The following is a 14,619-nucleotide window of genomic DNA, read 5'->3' on the forward strand; positions in this document are numbered from 1 at the left end:
TCTACACGGTTGAAACCATGTTCTTGTGCGGCCATAGAGCAGCCGATCGATCATGACCGTAAACGCACCCATTCAGTCCCGTCCCGCCTCGCTTCCGGATCGGTCGCTGCTTCGCCTCATCGCGACCAGGGCATTTCGCTGGTGGCATGACCTGCGCACCGGCGGGCGGCGCGACGAGGTGGCGGTCCTGCTCCGGCCCTTCTCCTTCTGGGCGGGACAGACGAGCGCGCTGTCCGGCGAGGGCGGCACCGACCCCAGCCTGGTGCCGGGCTATGCCTTCCACACCGATTATGTGCCGTCGACCGGCGGCCGGATGCGCTACCGGGTCCACCTGCCCGGCCTGACCGGTACCCGCGGCCAGCTCATCATCAACATCAACGGGCTCACCGAGGCCGGCGAGTCGGTGCCGCCCAAGGTGCTGGCCCTGCCGATCGACAAGCTGGTCGCCGACGGCGGCGACTTCGAGGTGACCAAGTTCGGATTGCCCGGCCACAGCTATGCGATCATGGGCACGCTGAGCGAGGATGCCGACGCCCGCGCCGAGCGGGTCGAGATCAGCCTGAAGGGCGGCGACAGCAGCGACGCGCTGCGCGCCCGGCTGGAGGCGGCGCGGCGCGAATTCCTGGCGGCGCCGGGCACCGGGGCGCTCGGGAAGACCGTCGTGCGCCGCCGCGCGACCCTCGCCCATCCGATCTCGCAGATGTGCACCGCTTCGCAGATGGCCGAGCCCATCTATGCGGAATGGTGCCGCCGCATGGACAACGCGCCCACCCGCCACCGCAAGCAGTGGGAGTTCGTGTTCATCCTGCGCGCGCTCGAATATTACGGCGCGCTGCAACCGGGAGCGCGCGGCCTGGGCTTCGGGGTGGGGATCGAGCCGCTCTCGTCGATCTTCGCCGCGGCGGGATGCGAGGTGGTCGCGACCGACCTCGCCGCCGACGACGACCGGGCGCAGGTGTGGAACGACACCTATCAGCTCGGCTCCAACCTGCGGCAGATCCACAATCCGCAGCTCTGCGACGAGGCCGCCTTCTTCGAGCGCGTCAGCTATCGCCCGGTCGACATGAACGCGATCCCGGCCGACCTCGTCGACTTCAACTTCACCTGGTCGTCCTGCGCCTATGAGCATCTCGGCTCGATCGAGGCCGGCCTGACCTTCTTCGAGAATTCGCTGAAGTGCCTGGCCCCCGGCGGCATCGCGGTGCACACGACCGAGCTCAACCTCAGCTCGAACAGCTCGACCCTCGACAAGGGCGGCACCGTGATCTTCCGCCGCCGCGACTTCGAGACGCTCGCCGAGCGGCTGCTGGCCCAGGGGCATGAGGTGATGCCGATCACCTTCGACAGCGGCGACACCGATCTCGACCGTTTCATAGACCTCCCGCCCTATTCCAGCGATCCGCACCTGAAATTGCAGTTGCTGCGCTGGGTTTCGACCTCCTTCGGGATGATCGTCCGAAAAAAGAGCTGAGTATCAAGGCAACCCCGAAACGGCTCCGTCGTTACTACGCAGCCCCATGATCCGTTTTGGTGCAATGCCGCAATTTGTTATTGCAACAAATGCATGCCTGTATATTTTCACGGCGCGCGGTGGGGCCAGGGAGACGAGCGTGATAACACACGACATCCGGTCCGAAGCGACCGCGAAACAGCTATTGGAACGCGGCCGCCAGGTGCTGAGGGCCGAGATCGACGCCCTCCTCCAGCTCGAAGCCTATCTCGACGACAATTTCGCCGGCGCCGTGCGGATGCTCGACGCGACCCAGGGCCGCATCGTTGTCACCGGCATGGGCAAGTCGGGGCATATCGCCCGCAAGATGGCCGCCACCTTCGCGGCGACCGGCTCGCCCGCGATCTTCATCCACCCGGCCGAAGCGGCGCATGGCGACCTCGGCATGGTGCAGCAGGGCGACACGCTGATCGTCCTGTCCAATTCGGGCTCGACGCCCGAGCTGACCCCGATCATGCAGCATTGCCGCAGCATGCGCATCCGCATCATCGGCATCGCCTCGCGGCTCGATTCGCCGGTGATGCAGGCCTCCGACGTCCGCCTGCTGCTGCCGCAGGTGCGCGAAGCCTGCCCCAGCAACATCGCGCCGACCAGCTCGACGACGATGATGCTCGCGCTCGGCGATGCGCTCGGCATGGCGCTGATGGACCTGCGCGGCGTCGCCCGCGACAATATCAAGAAGCTGCATCCGGGCGGGGCGATCGGCCTGCGCCTGATGGCGGTGAGCGAGATGATGCACGGCGGCGCCAGCCTGCCGCTGGTGCGCCGCGACACGCCGATGCGCGAGGTGATCATGACGATGACGTCGATGGGCTTCGGCGCCGCCGGCGTGGTCGATGACGACGGCCGCCTGGTCGGGGTGATCACCGACGGCGACCTTCGCCGCCATGTCGGCGACCTGGGCGACGGCGTCGCCGCCGCCGTGATGACGCGCAATCCCAAGACGGTGCCGCTCGGCACCCTCGCCGAGGACGCGCTGATGATCATGAACGACTGCAAGATCACCACCGTCTTCGTGATGGAGGACGAGCGGCCCGACACGCCGGCCGGCATCGTCCATATCCACGATTTCGTCCGCTACGGCCTGAGCTGATCCCGCCGCCCGGCATGGCCGACGTCGCGGTCATCATTCCCGCGCGCTACCAGTCGTCGCGCTATCCGGCCAAGCCGCTGGCGCCGCTGGTCGGCGCGACCGGCACGCCCAAGCCGCTGATCCGGCGAAGCTGGGAATGCGCGGCCGCGATCGTCGATCCCGCCTCGATCTGGATCGCGACCGACGACGATCGCATCGCCGATGCGGTGCGCGGCTTCGGCGGGCAGGTGGTGATGACCGCCGAGAGCTGCGCCAACGGCACCGAGCGTTGCGCCGACGCGATCGCGCGGCTCGGCATCGCGCCCGAGATCGTCGTCAACCTGCAGGGCGACGCCCCGCTGACGCCCGGTCATGTCGTCGCCGCGCTGGTCGACGCGCTGCGCGCGACGCCCGATGTCGCGATGACCACCCCGGCGATCCGCTGCGCGCGGAGCACCTATGCCCATCTGGTCGAGGACCAGGCGCAGGGCCGGGTCGGCGGCACCACGGTGGTGTTCGGCGCCGACCGCCGCGCGCTCTATTTCTCGAAGCGGGTGATCCCGCATCTGCCGCCCGAAGCCGCGACGATGGCCTTCCCGCCGGTCCACCTCCACCTCGGCGTCTATGCCTATCGGCCCGACGCGCTGCGCCGCTACGTCGCGATGGGCGTATCGGAACTCGAACTGCTCGAGGGGCTCGAACAGCTCCGCTTCCTGGCGGGCGGCATCGCCGTCGGGGTGGTGCCGTTCGATCCGATCGAATGGGACGCGATCGAGCTCAACAACCCGACCGACGTCGCCCCGATCGAAGCCATCCTCAAAGCGCGCGGCATCGCCTAAGAGGAACCATGGCCGGTTCGATTCTGCGTTCGCTCCTCGCGCCCTGGTGGGCCGCGCAACTGCTGACCGGCGCCAAGTCCTTCCTCGACAATCCGCTGATCGGGTCGGAGGCGCTCAACCGGCGCGGGCTCCATCGCTGGCGGGTGGCGACGGCGCGCCGGCTCGCCGAGCGCCGCCGCGCCGCGCTCGCCGGACAGGTCGCCGCCGAGGACCGCGAGGCGTTCGAGCGCGACGGTTTCGTCATCAAGCGCGACTTCCTGCCGCCCGATAGCTTCGTCGCGCTGCGCGACGGGCTGCTCGGCTGGTCCGGTCCCGCGCGCGAGATGGTGCAGGGCGACACGATCACCCGCCGCTACGCGGTCGACCCCGAGCTGATCCGCGCGGTGCCGGCGATGAAGGCCCTGCTGCGCGATCCGCGCTGGCAGGGACTGGCGCGCTACGTCGCGAGCTTCGACGTCGAGCCGCTGCTCTACGTCCAGTCGATCCTCAGCCGGCGCCACGACGCGCCGCCCGACCCGCAGACCCGGCTCCACGCCGACACCTTCCACCCGACGATGAAGGCCTGGCTGTTCCTCCAGGACGTCGGCCCCGCCGACGGCCCGTTCTCCTATGTCCCCGGATCGCACCGGCTGACCCCCGAGCGGCTCGCCTGGGAGGAGAAGCGCAGCCTGACCGTCGGCCGCGAGCAGGACTATCTGTCGGCGCGCGGCTCCTTCCGGGTCGACGAGGCAGAGCTGGCGGGCCTCGGCCTGCCGCCGGCCAAGGCCTTCGCCGTCCCCGCCAACACGCTGGTCGTCGCCGACACCTACGGCTTCCACGCCCGCACCATCAGCGACCGGCCGACCACCCGGATCGAGCTGTTCGCCTATAGCCGCCGCAACCCCTTCCTGCCGCTGGCGGGGCTCGACCCGTGGAGCCTGCCCGGCATCGCCGAGCGCCGCGTCTCGCTGCTGTGGCTGACCCACGACATCTATCGCCGCTGGATCGGCCAGCCCTGGGCCAAGGCCGGGCGCAAGCGGCCCGGCGATGAATAGCTCGGCCATTGCGGCCCATCACGTTCGATCCTAAGGGGGCGACGATGGAAGCGCACGCCCAGGACACCGCCCGCGATCTCGATCCGTTCGGCTTCATGATCGGGCATGCCAGCGCGATCCGCCCGCTCGGCGGCGACGAGCGCAGCCCCGATCCGCGCTACGTCTTCCACACGCCCTATGTCGAGTTCCGGCCCGGCCGCGTACTGTTCACGATCCATTTCGACAAGCTCAAGGCCAGCTTCGGCGAGCTGCGGGTCAACATCAACGCCTTCATCCCGGGCAGCGGCCGCGACGCGATCTTCGTCACCTCGGTCCGGCTCCAGCTCGGCGACGCCAGCGCCGTCGCGCGCGGCCTGTCCATCCCCTTCCTCAGCGTCGCCGGCGCGACCTATGCCGCCTTCGGCTTTTGCGCGGAGGGCACCGACGCGCAGGCCGCCGGCATCTCGATCCACGCCGAGCAGCTCGAAGCGAACGACGAGGCCGGGCAGCAGCCGCTGCTGCCGACCCATTTCACCGGGATCGACCTGCAGACGCCGCCCCGGCTGGTCGGCGACGACGCCCCGTGCTTCGTCGACCCGGCATCGCAGCCGCTGACCGAGGCCCAGCTCGGCGAGCCGGCCTTCGACCATTGGGCGTCGCGCCTGTCGCCGCGCCCCGCCACGCCCGAGGCGCAGTGGCGGCTCGCGATCATCGCGCAGGCGTTCGACCGCTACGGCATGCTCCGCCCCGGCGCCCGTGGCGTCGGCTGGGGCGAGGAGAGCCGGGCGCTGGCGCCGATCTTCGCCGCGGCCGGGTGCGATGCGGCGCTGGCCACCCCGCCCGCCGATCCCGCCAGCCTGTCGATCGCCTGGAACGCCTTCGCCTGCTCGGCGCTCGACGCCGTTCCGGGGCCCGACGGCGCGCTGCCCGGCCAGCTGGTCTCGCTGGTCGCGCAGTCCGCCGACCAGCGCGGCTTCGATTTCCTCTGGTCGATCGGCATGGCCGAACAGGGCCATGCCGCCGGCAGCACCGTCAACCTGCTCGCCGAGCTGATGAGCGTGCTGCGTCCCGGCGGCTATGCCGTCCACCTGTTCGACCTGGCGACGGCCGCCGGCGCGGCCGGGCTTCCCCGGCCGGAGGTCGAGCGGCTCGCGGTCATGCTGATCGCGCGCGGCTTCTCGGTCGCGCAGCTCCATTTCGCCGACATCGGCCCGCGCGCCAGCGTCCCCTTCGCCCTGATCGCCCGCAAGGACTGACGGGATGAGCCTCGAATCGGTCCGCGCCTTCCTGGCGGCGCATGCCCCCGACATCGCGATCATCGACCAGGGCGCCAGCACCGCCACCGTCCTCGAAGCCGCCGAGACGCTCGGCGTGCTGCCGGGACAGATCGCCAAGACGCTGTCGATCCGCGTCGGCGAGACGGTGATGCTGGTCGTCGCGCGCGGCGACGCCCGGCTCGACAACCGCAAGACCAAGGACGCGCTCGGCGGCCGGCCCCGCATGCTGGGCGCGGAAGAGGTCGAGGCGCTGACCGGCCATCCGGTGGGCGGCGTCTGCCCGTTCGGGCTGGCCAGCCCGCTGCCGATCTATTGCGACCTCTCGCTGAAGGATTTCGATGTGGTCTATCCGGCCGCCGGTTCGCGGACCGCATCGGTGCGGCTCACCCCCGACCGGCTCGTCGCGCTGACCGGCGCGACATGGATCGACGTCTGCCAGCCGCCAGCCTGAGTCTGTTTGGAAAATGCGGTTTCACCGCATTTTGCGGCACCGGCCCGATCCCCCACCCGACCTCCCACTCAGTGTATCCTTGATGGGAGGTCGGGTGGGGGATCGGGCCGGTGCCGCCTGAAATGATCCGCAGGATCATTTCCAGACCGACTCTGATGCGGCGCATCAAAAAAGGCCGGAGGAGCATCGCTCCAGCCGGCCTTTCGATGATCAGGGAAGGGTGGATCAGGCCTTGCAGCTCTGCGAAGGCTTGCCCGGGGCGGCGATGTCGACCTGCGGGCCGTCGCCGCTGATCGAATAGCCTTCGGCGACATAGGGCTTGCCGGCCTCGGGAGCGGTCAGCGGAACGCCGACCTCTTCCTTCTTGGTCTTGTAGGCCGCCGTGTTGTTGCTGAAGAAATCGACATAGACCAGGCTGCCATCCTTGCAACGATAGGTGCGGCTGGCGGTCACCATCGGCGGCAGCTCGACCGGCGCGGCGGCGTTCAGCGTGGCCGAATCGGGATCGTCGTTTCCGGCGGTGACGGTTTCGGGCTTGCCGCAAGCGGTGAGCAGGAGGGCGGTGCCGAGAAGGGCGGCGGCGGTGAAGCGGTGGTGGTTCTGCATAACGAGCGGTGTCTTTGAGTCCTTGTGTGCAGTGCGTCAAGTACAGCGTGCCGATGAAGGGCCCATGAACATGCGAATTTCGGTCAATCGCGGCGGAATCCGGCTATCGGACCGAGGAATTCGCGCAAATGGAGCCATTTTTCCCGCTTCTCGGCGATCGGCCGGGTGAAGGCGGGGCTGCTCGACGGCAGGTCGACCAGCGCGAGTCCCGCCGGCGCCCCGATCATCCGCCGCCCGAGTCGCGCCGCCGTGCCGCCGTTGAAGCCGATCGCGCGGAGCGCCGGCAGCGTCGCGACGAGCGCCGCAAGATCGTTCGGCCGATGATCGCGGATCGCCCCGTCGAGGCTGCCGTCGCGCAGCGCGTCGGCGACGACGTCCCACAGGCCGACCCCGGCCGCGCGCAGCCGGTCGAGCCGCGCCGGATAGTCGAGCAGGGCCAGCCCCTCGTCGCCGATCACCGCGCCGGTCAGTCGCCAGAACTGGTTCTGCGGATGGGCATAATAGCGCGCGGCGCGCAGCGACGCCTCGCCCGGCAGGCTGCCGAGCAGCAGCAGGCGGGTGTCGGCGGAGACCACCGGGGGGAAGCTGGCCTTGCGCGGGGGAAGATCGGTCATGGCCCGGAGATGGTGGGATTTGCCGACGCTGCCAAGCAGCAAAGACGCGGACCCAAGAGAAGCTATGTTGGCAAGCCCGGCGTCGCTCGGCTAGGCTCGGCGGCATGGCACATGACATGATAGCGCCCGATGCGCTCGCCCTGATCGGCAACACCCCCCTCGTTCGACTGAAGGGCCCCAGCGAAGCCACCGGCTGCGAGATCCTCGCCAAATGCGAGTTCATGAATCCCGGCGGTTCGGTGAAGGACCGCGCCGCGCTGGCGATCATCACCGATGCCGAGGAACGCGGCCTGATCGCGCCGGGCGGGATCATCGTCGAGGGCACCGCCGGCAACACCGGCATCGGCCTGGCGCTGGTCGGCAATGCGCGCGGCTACCGCACGATCATCGTCATGACCGACACCCAGAGCCAGGAGAAGCAGGACACGCTGCGCGCGCTGGGCGCCGAGCTGGTGCTGGTGCCGCCGACCGCCTATTCGAACCCCGCCCATTACGTCCACACCTCGCGCCGGATCGCCGAGGAGACGCCGGGGGCGCTCTGGGCCAACCAGTTCGACAACACCGCCAACCGCCTCGCCCATATCCGCACCACCGCGCCCGAGATCTGGGCGCAGACCGGCGGCCGGATCGACGGCTTCACCTGCGCGGTCGGCACCGGCGGCACGCTGGCCGGCGTCGGCCTGGGCCTGAAGGCGTTCAGCGAGGACGTCGTGATCGGGCTGACCGACCCATACGGCGCCGCGCTCTTCAACTATTTCGCGCATGGCGAGCTCAAGGCCGAGGGGTCGAGCGTCGCCGAGGGCATCGGCCAGAGCCGCATCACCGCCAATCTCGACGGCGCGCCGGTCGACACCCAGTTCCGCGTCTCCGACGAGGAGGGCCTCGAACAGGTGATCGCCCTGCTCGGCAGCGAGGGGCTGTGCGTCGGCCTGTCGTCGGGCATCAACGTCGCCGGCGCGATCGCGCTGGCGAAGGAGTTGGGGCCGGGCAAGACGATCGTCACGATCCTGTGCGATTCCGGGATGCGCTACCTGTCGTCGCTGTTCAATCCGGCCTGGCTGGAGGCCAAGGGCCTGCCGGTCCCGGCGCTGCTGCGCCGCTGATCCCGGACGGCCGTCGCCCCTCGGCGACGATATTGACGATTGACCTCCGCCCGAGGCTGGCGGACATTGGCGGCATGGGGATCATCGCCTGATGCAGCGCGTGCGGATCGGTATCACCGGCCTGGCCGTCGTTTTCCTCGTCGTCCTGCTGGCGGCGGCGATCGTCGGCTTTCGCTCGAAGGAGCGGAGCGGCGAGGCGAACATGACCGCCGAGAGCGAGAACAGCGCCAAGCCCCCCGCCGATCCGCTCGCCGAACTGGGCGTCGCCCCGGGCGGCACGTCGGGCGAAAGCGGCACGACCCAGGGCACCCCTCCGCAACAGTGACGGCGTTCGCCGTGCGGGCGGGCGAATCCGCCGATCCGCCGACTCGGCGGCCGCGATAAACCCCTAAAATCCAACTCGTTTCGGCTCCGTCCAGGCCCAACGGGTTCGGCCGGCGGCGATTCCGCCCAGACTCGGCCCATAGCTTTTCGACAGACTTATCCACAGGGAGCGAGCGCGCTTCCCTGCCCGGATTTCTGCGCTTCCGTGCGTTTCCGGTCGGTCCATGGCGACCCATGTCTTCCCTGGAATCCACAGCTGAATCCATGGAAAACCATAAAATGGTATAAAAATCCTTTGAAATGGGGGGCCGACCCAAGTACACCACAATGGTGAAATGGGGTGGGGAGTATCGCTTGGCGCATTGACGCCTCCCGCCGGCCCGAAAGGGCGGCGCGGTCCCGGCGGTGCTTCCCTCGATCTGGCTGGGGTATGCGTCGGTGGCGGCGGGTGGTGCGGTCTTCAATGACGTTCATTTGAACGGCGTGGACCTTAAGGGGCGCGTTTCGCTCCCTGCTGCCTTCCGTCAGACGATCGACATCCGCTCGGGCTCGCCCAAGGTCGCCTCGGGCCTCGGCCGCACCCTGCGCATGACCTTCAACGCCGCGCTCAAGTGCATCGAGGTCAGCGACGGCCTGCAGATCGCCGAGACCGAGGAGCAGATGAACGCCCACGCCGTCCGCGTCTCCGAGCAGACCGGCGAGCTGGTGGGCGACGTGCTCGACCGGCTGGAGGCCGAGACCTATCCGCTGATGAAGGACGTCAACTTCGACACGGCGGGCCGAATGGTCCTGCCCGACCGGCTGCGCGCCAAGGCGCAGATCGGCAATGACGCCTTCTTCGTCGGCCGTGGCCGGCGTTTCCGCATCTGGAGTCCCGAGGTGCTGCGCGCGGTCGCCGGCGGCGAATCCGGCGACGTGCTCGAGGAGATGGAAGACCTCCTCGCCAAGCGGAAGGAGCGCGGATGACCACGACCGCGCCCCACGTCCCCGTCCTGATCGACGAAGTGATCGCCGGCCTCGAACCCGCGACCGGCGAGACCCATGTCGACGGCACCTTCGGCGCCGGCGGCTATACCCGCGCGCTGCTGCAGGCGGGCGCGCGCGTCTATGCGTTCGATCGCGATCCCGACGCGATCGCCGAGGGCCGCGCGCTGGAAGACGGGCAGGACGGCCGGCTGATCCTGGTCCCCGAACGCTTCTCCCGCATGGCCGAAGCGCTGAACGAGCGCGGCATCGACCAGGTCGACGGCGTGACGCTCGACATCGGCGTGTCGTCGATGCAGCTCGACCGCGCCGACCGCGGCTTCTCCTTCCAGGCGGACGGCCCGCTCGACATGCGGATGGAGAAGAGCGGCATGAGCGCCGCCGACTTCGTCAACACCGCCGACGAGGCCGAGATCGCCGACGTCCTGCACGATCTGGGCGAGGAGCCGCGCGCGCGGCGCGTCGCCCGCGCCATCGTCCAGGCCCGGCCGATCACGCGGACCTCCGAACTGGCCGAGGTCGTGCGCCGCGCGCTCGGCCACAAGCCGCACGAGAAGAAGGACCCCGCGACCCGCACCTTCCAGGCGATCCGCATCCACCTCAATGCCGAGCTCGACGAGCTCGAGCAGGGGCTGGCCGCCGCCGAGCGCGTGCTGCGCCCGGGCGGCCGGCTGGCGGTCGTCTCCTTCCATTCGATCGAGGACCGGATCGTGAAGCGCTTCCTGCGCGATCGCAGCGGCGCCACGCCGGCCGGTTCCCGCCACCTTCCAGATGCGCGCGCCGGGGGGCCGCGTCCCAGCTTCGAGGCCGTCGCCAAACCCGTTCGCGCGGGCGAGGCGGAACTCGCCCGCAACCCCCGGTCCCGTTCGGCGACGCTGCGCGTCGCCCGGCGGACCGCAGCAGCGCCATGGGGCACGGCGCCCAAAAAGGAAGGACGTCAGGGATGATCACGACCCGCTTCAAGGAGGTGGTCTGGACGGGCGGTATCTGTGTCGCGGCCCTCTCCTTCTACATGATCTCGCAGACCGTCGCCGCGAAGCGCGCCGAGCTGACCGGCGTCGAGCGCAAGATCGCCGCGACCAACCAGGAGATCCGCCGCCTGCGGACCGAGATCGACACGCGCGGCGGCCTCGCCCAGATCGAGCGGTGGAACCAGAGCGTCTACGGCCTGCAGGCCCCTGGCCCCGAGCAGTTCGTGACCAGTTCGGTCCGGCTGGTCGCGCTGACCCAGCCGCAACGCCTGCCGCTCGACCCGGCGATTGTCGCCAGCCATGGCGCGCTCGACAAGGTCAGCTACGACCGGATCGAGGACGGCGGCATGGCGGCGCCGCGGGCCCGCACGACCACCCCGCGCCGGTGGCGCCCCCGCCCCGCCGCAGCAGCCCGCGCTGCGCCAGGCCAATTACGTGCAGCCGACGCCGTCGGCGCTGGCGCCGCAGGCCTCGCCGGTGCGCGAGGTGGCCGAACGCAAGCTGGTCCGCGCCGTCCGGCTCGACGACGACTTCCTGGACGGTCTCGCCGAGGAGGCGCCGGGCCGCGCGCGCAAGGGGAAGCAATGAACGCGACCGCCGCCGGGCTAGCCCCGCCGCGCGACCGCGCCCTCGTCAAGACCAACGACAGCGTCCACGTCGCCCATTACCGGCTGATGATATTGATGCTGCTGTTCGCGCTGATGGTCGGCGTGATCGCGCTGCGGCTGCTCTACCTGGCGGTGTTCGACGCGCCCGACCGCTCGCCGGTCGTGTCGGCGATCGGTCCGCGCGCCGACATCACCGACCGCAACGGCGTGGTGCTGGCCGCGACGATCAAGGGCATCAGCCTGGCGATCCGCCCGCCCCGCGTGATCGGCGACAAGGACAGGCTGGCGGTCGAGCTCGCCCGCCTCTTCCCCGGCCGCAGCGTCGACGACTATCGCCGCATCCTGCACGGACGGCGCAAGTTCGTCTATCTGGAGCGCGGCGCCACCCCCGCCAAGATCCACGCCGTCCGCCTGCTCGGCGAGCCGGCGATCGAGGAGGTTCCCGAACCCAAGCGCTTCTACCCGCAGGGCACGATGGCCGCGCAGGTGATCGGCTATATGGACATCGGCGGCGTGCCGGTCAGCGGGATGGAGGCTTTCCTCGACAAGCGGCTGACCAGTGCCGCCAATGGCGGCCAGCCGGTCGCGCTGTCGATCGACAGCCGCGTGCAGGCCGCGCTCGAAAGCGCGATCCGGACGTCGGCCGAGAAATATCTCGCGGTCGGCGGCGCCGGCGTCGTCCTCGACGTCCACACCGGCGAGGTGCTCGCCATGGCGTCGCTGCCGGTGTTCAACTCGAACGCGCCGGGCCTCGTCCCCGTCGGCAACGATCCGCTGCGCCCCGACGCCCGCTACAACCGCGCGGTCAGCTCGGTCTATGAGCTGGGCTCGACCTTCAAGGTGGTGACGATGGCCAACGCCATCGAGCATGGCGTGATCACCGACTTCGGCAAGCGCTACGACGCGACCGCGCCGCTCCAGGTCGGCGCCTTCCGCATCAAGGACGACCATCCCGAGAATCGCTGGATGTCGGTGCCCGACATCCTGATCCATTCGTCCAACATCGGCACCGCCCGGATCTCCGAGGAGATCGGCCCGGAACGCACCCAGGCCTTCTTCCGCCAGCTCGGCTTCGACCGGCCGGTCGACCTCGAACTCGGCGCGCGCGGCAAGCCGCTGTGGCCGGGCTACTGGGCGCGCACCACGGTGATGACGGTCGCCTATGGCCATGGCATCGCGGTCAGCCAGATGCACCTCGCCAACGCCTATGCGGCACTGGTCAACGGCGGCATCCTGCGGCCTGCGACGATGCTCAAGCTGCCCGCCGGCCAGGCGCCGCAGGGCAAGCGCATCGTCTCCGAGCAGACCAGCTTCCGCATCCGCCAGCTCATGCGCCTCGTCGTCGAGGAAGGCACCGGGCGCGGCGCCAATATCCCGGGCCTGCGCGTCGGCGGCAAGACCGGCACCGCCGAGAAGAACCTCAACGGCCGCTACATCCACAGCAGCCTCGTCACCACCTTCGCCGCCGCCTTCCCGATGGACGCGCCGCGCTACGTCGTCGTGGTGACGATGGACGAGCCGAAGGGCATTCCCGAGACCTACGGCTTCCGCACCGCCGCGTGGAACGCGCTGCCGGCGGTCAAGAACGTCATCGCCCGGATCGGCCCGCTGCTCGGCGTCATTCCCGATCCCAGCAAGGACATCGACGTCTCCGACCTGATGCCCTTCGTCTACAAGCCGGAAAAGAAGGACACGGGGGTCCATGCGATTGACTGACCTCCTGGCCGGGTTTCCGGCCACGACCGGCGCGAACGCCGGCGACGCGCGGATCACCGGCTTCGCGATCGACCATCGCAAGGTCGCGCCGGGCACGGTGTTCGGCGCCTTCAGGGGCAGCCGCTTCAACGGCGAGGACTTCATCGCCCAGGCCGTCGCCGACGGCGCGGCGGCGATCGTCTCCGCGCCCGGCGTCGCCGTGGGCAGCGCAATCGGGGGTGCGGTCCACATCGTCGACGACGAGCCGCGCCGGCTGTTCGCCCGGCTCGCCGCGCGCTTCTTCGCGCCCTTCCCCGACACCACGGTCGCCGTCACCGGCACCAACGGCAAGACCTCGACGGTCGAGCTGACCCGCCAGCTGTGGCGGATGGCAGGTTTCCACGCCGCCTCGATCGGCACGCTCGGCGTCACCACCGCCGACGAGCAGGTGTCGACCGGGCTGACCACCCCCGACATCGTCACCTTCCTGTCGAACATGGCGGGGCTCCGCAAGGAAGGCGTCACCCACGCCGCCTTCGAGGCGTCGAGCCACGGCCTGTCGCAATATCGGACGGAGGGGCTGCCGGTGCGCGCGGCGGCCTTCACCAATCTGAGCCGCGACCATCTCGACTATCACGGCACGATGGAGGCCTATTTCGCGGCCAAGCTGCGCCTGTTCACCGAGGTGGTGGACCCGGACGGCGCGGCCGTGGTCTGGGCCGACGATCCGCGATCGGCCGAGGTGATCGCGGCGGTGCGGGCGCGCGGCGTCCGCCTGCTCAGCGTCGGCGCGGCCGGGGAGACGATCCGCCTGGTCGAGCGCACGCCGACCGCACTCGGCCAGACGCTCAAGCTCGAGATCGAGGGCAAGGCGCGCGAGGTGAAGCTGCCGCTGATCGGCGCCTACCAGGCCGCCAACGCGCTGGTCGCGGCCGGGCTGGTCGTCGCCACCGGCGGCGAGATCGGCCTGACCCTCGCCAATCTCCAGCGGGTCGCCCCGGTGCGCGGCCGGCTCGAACGCGCCGCGATCAGCCGGACCGGCGCGCCGATCTATGTCGATTATGCGCATACGCCCGACGGGCTGGAGGCGGCGATCGAGGCGCTGCGCCCGCACACCGAGGGCCGGCTGATCACCGTGTTCGGCGCGGGCGGCGACCGCGACACCGGCAAGCGGCCGCTGATGGGCGAGGTATCGGCCCGGCTGTCCGACCGCACCATCGTCACCGACGACAATCCGCGCAGCGAAGACCCCGCCGCGATCCGCCGCGACGTGATGGCCGGGGCAACCGGCGCGATCGAGATCGGCGGCCGGCGCGAGGCGATCGCTGCCGCCATCGCCGAAGCGCAGGCCGGCGACATCGTCCTGATCGCCGGCAAGGGCCATGAACAGGGGCAGATCGTCGGCGCCGGCGACCAGATGCGCGTCCTGCCCTTCGACGACGTCACCGTCGCGCGGGAATGCGCGGCATGAGTCCCGCCCCATCCCTTTCGTCATTCCCGCGAAAGCGGGAATCCATGGACGGCGGCACGCCCATTCTCCTGACCTTCGCGT

At 69.9% G+C, this 14,619-nt stretch carries 14 protein-coding genes; 12 read left to right on the top strand and 2 right to left on the bottom strand.

Annotation, left to right across the window (positions count from 1 at the left end; all coding sequences use genetic code 11):
* Positions 1-52: 52 nt before the first annotated feature.
* The 6 genes from HRJ34_RS11915 to HRJ34_RS11940 all read left to right on the top strand — a co-directional run bounded on the left by HRJ34_RS11915 (position 53) and on the right by HRJ34_RS11940 (position 6,162).
* Positions 53-1,471, top strand: a complete 1,419-nt coding sequence (locus HRJ34_RS11915; RefSeq protein ID WP_012050150.1) for a hypothetical protein — start codon at positions 53-55, stop codon at positions 1,469-1,471.
* 139 nt (positions 1,472-1,610) lie between these two features.
* Entirely contained in the window at positions 1,611-2,603 is a 993-nt protein-coding gene (locus tag HRJ34_RS11920; protein ID WP_012050149.1) for a KpsF/GutQ family sugar-phosphate isomerase, read from the top strand.
* A 14-nt stretch (positions 2,604-2,617) separates the two neighbouring features.
* Positions 2,618-3,421 (top strand): 3-deoxy-manno-octulosonate cytidylyltransferase family protein, encoded by an 804-nt coding sequence (locus HRJ34_RS11925; RefSeq protein WP_208634198.1) that lies wholly within the window; start codon positions 2,618-2,620, stop codon positions 3,419-3,421.
* Between the two features lie 8 nt (positions 3,422-3,429).
* Positions 3,430-4,455 (top strand): phytanoyl-CoA dioxygenase family protein, encoded by a 1,026-nt coding sequence (locus tag HRJ34_RS11930; protein WP_208634199.1) that lies wholly within the window; start codon positions 3,430-3,432, stop codon positions 4,453-4,455.
* Positions 4,456-4,499: 44 nt separating this feature from the next.
* Positions 4,500-5,690 carry a hypothetical protein gene (locus tag HRJ34_RS11935; protein WP_208634200.1) on the top strand — a complete coding sequence of 397 codons (1,191 nt, stop codon included), beginning with the start codon at positions 4,500-4,502 and terminating at the stop codon, positions 5,688-5,690.
* A gap of 4 nt (positions 5,691-5,694) precedes the next feature.
* Positions 5,695-6,162: a YbaK/EbsC family protein gene (locus HRJ34_RS11940; protein ID WP_012050145.1), complete on the top strand. Its 468-nt coding sequence runs from the start codon at positions 5,695-5,697 to the stop codon at positions 6,160-6,162.
* A gap of 225 nt (positions 6,163-6,387) precedes the next feature.
* Here HRJ34_RS11940 and HRJ34_RS11945 read toward each other — a convergent pair whose 3' ends face one another.
* Both HRJ34_RS11945 and HRJ34_RS11950 read right to left on the bottom strand, forming a co-directional pair.
* Positions 6,388-6,768 carry a hypothetical protein gene (locus HRJ34_RS11945; protein ID WP_012050144.1) on the bottom strand — a complete coding sequence of 127 codons (381 nt, stop codon included), beginning with the start codon at positions 6,766-6,768 and terminating at the stop codon, positions 6,388-6,390.
* 83 nt (positions 6,769-6,851) lie between these two features.
* Positions 6,852-7,382, bottom strand: a complete 531-nt coding sequence (locus HRJ34_RS11950) for a DNA-deoxyinosine glycosylase (RefSeq protein ID WP_226949169.1) — start codon at positions 7,380-7,382, stop codon at positions 6,852-6,854.
* Positions 7,383-7,486: 104 nt separating this feature from the next.
* On the opposite strand from HRJ34_RS11950, the gene HRJ34_RS11955 reads away from it, so the two are divergent.
* From HRJ34_RS11955 to HRJ34_RS11980, 6 genes are all read left to right on the top strand, one after another.
* On the top strand, positions 7,487-8,485 hold the full coding sequence (locus HRJ34_RS11955; protein WP_012050142.1) for a cysteine synthase A: 999 nt from the start codon (positions 7,487-7,489) through the stop codon (positions 8,483-8,485).
* Between the two features lie 91 nt (positions 8,486-8,576).
* Positions 8,577-8,810 (top strand): hypothetical protein, encoded by a 234-nt coding sequence (locus HRJ34_RS11960; protein ID WP_016747707.1) that lies wholly within the window; start codon positions 8,577-8,579, stop codon positions 8,808-8,810.
* A 482-nt stretch (positions 8,811-9,292) separates the two neighbouring features.
* A complete protein-coding gene (locus HRJ34_RS11965; protein WP_226949170.1) occupies positions 9,293-9,775 on the top strand; it encodes a division/cell wall cluster transcriptional repressor MraZ in 483 nt (160 codons plus the stop codon).
* Positions 9,772-10,740 carry a 16S rRNA (cytosine(1402)-N(4))-methyltransferase RsmH gene (gene rsmH / locus HRJ34_RS11970; RefSeq protein WP_012050139.1) on the top strand — a complete coding sequence of 323 codons (969 nt, stop codon included), beginning with the start codon at positions 9,772-9,774 and terminating at the stop codon, positions 10,738-10,740. The genes HRJ34_RS11965 and rsmH overlap by 4 nt, the downstream gene beginning before the upstream one ends.
* A gap of 608 nt (positions 10,741-11,348) precedes the next feature.
* The gene (locus HRJ34_RS11975) at positions 11,349-13,088 is read left to right on the top strand and encodes a peptidoglycan D,D-transpeptidase FtsI family protein (protein WP_012050137.1); all 1,740 of its coding nucleotides are present in this window, start codon (positions 11,349-11,351) and stop codon (positions 13,086-13,088) included.
* Positions 13,075-14,538: a UDP-N-acetylmuramoyl-L-alanyl-D-glutamate--2,6-diaminopimelate ligase gene (locus HRJ34_RS11980; RefSeq protein WP_208634202.1), complete on the top strand. Its 1,464-nt coding sequence runs from the start codon at positions 13,075-13,077 to the stop codon at positions 14,536-14,538. The genes HRJ34_RS11975 and HRJ34_RS11980 overlap by 14 nt, the downstream gene beginning before the upstream one ends.
* Positions 14,539-14,619: the final 81 nt, after the last annotated feature.

Origin of the sequence: Rhizorhabdus wittichii, assembly GCF_017607425.1 — a bacterium.
Lineage (GTDB): Bacteria > Pseudomonadota > Alphaproteobacteria > Sphingomonadales > Sphingomonadaceae > Rhizorhabdus > Rhizorhabdus wittichii.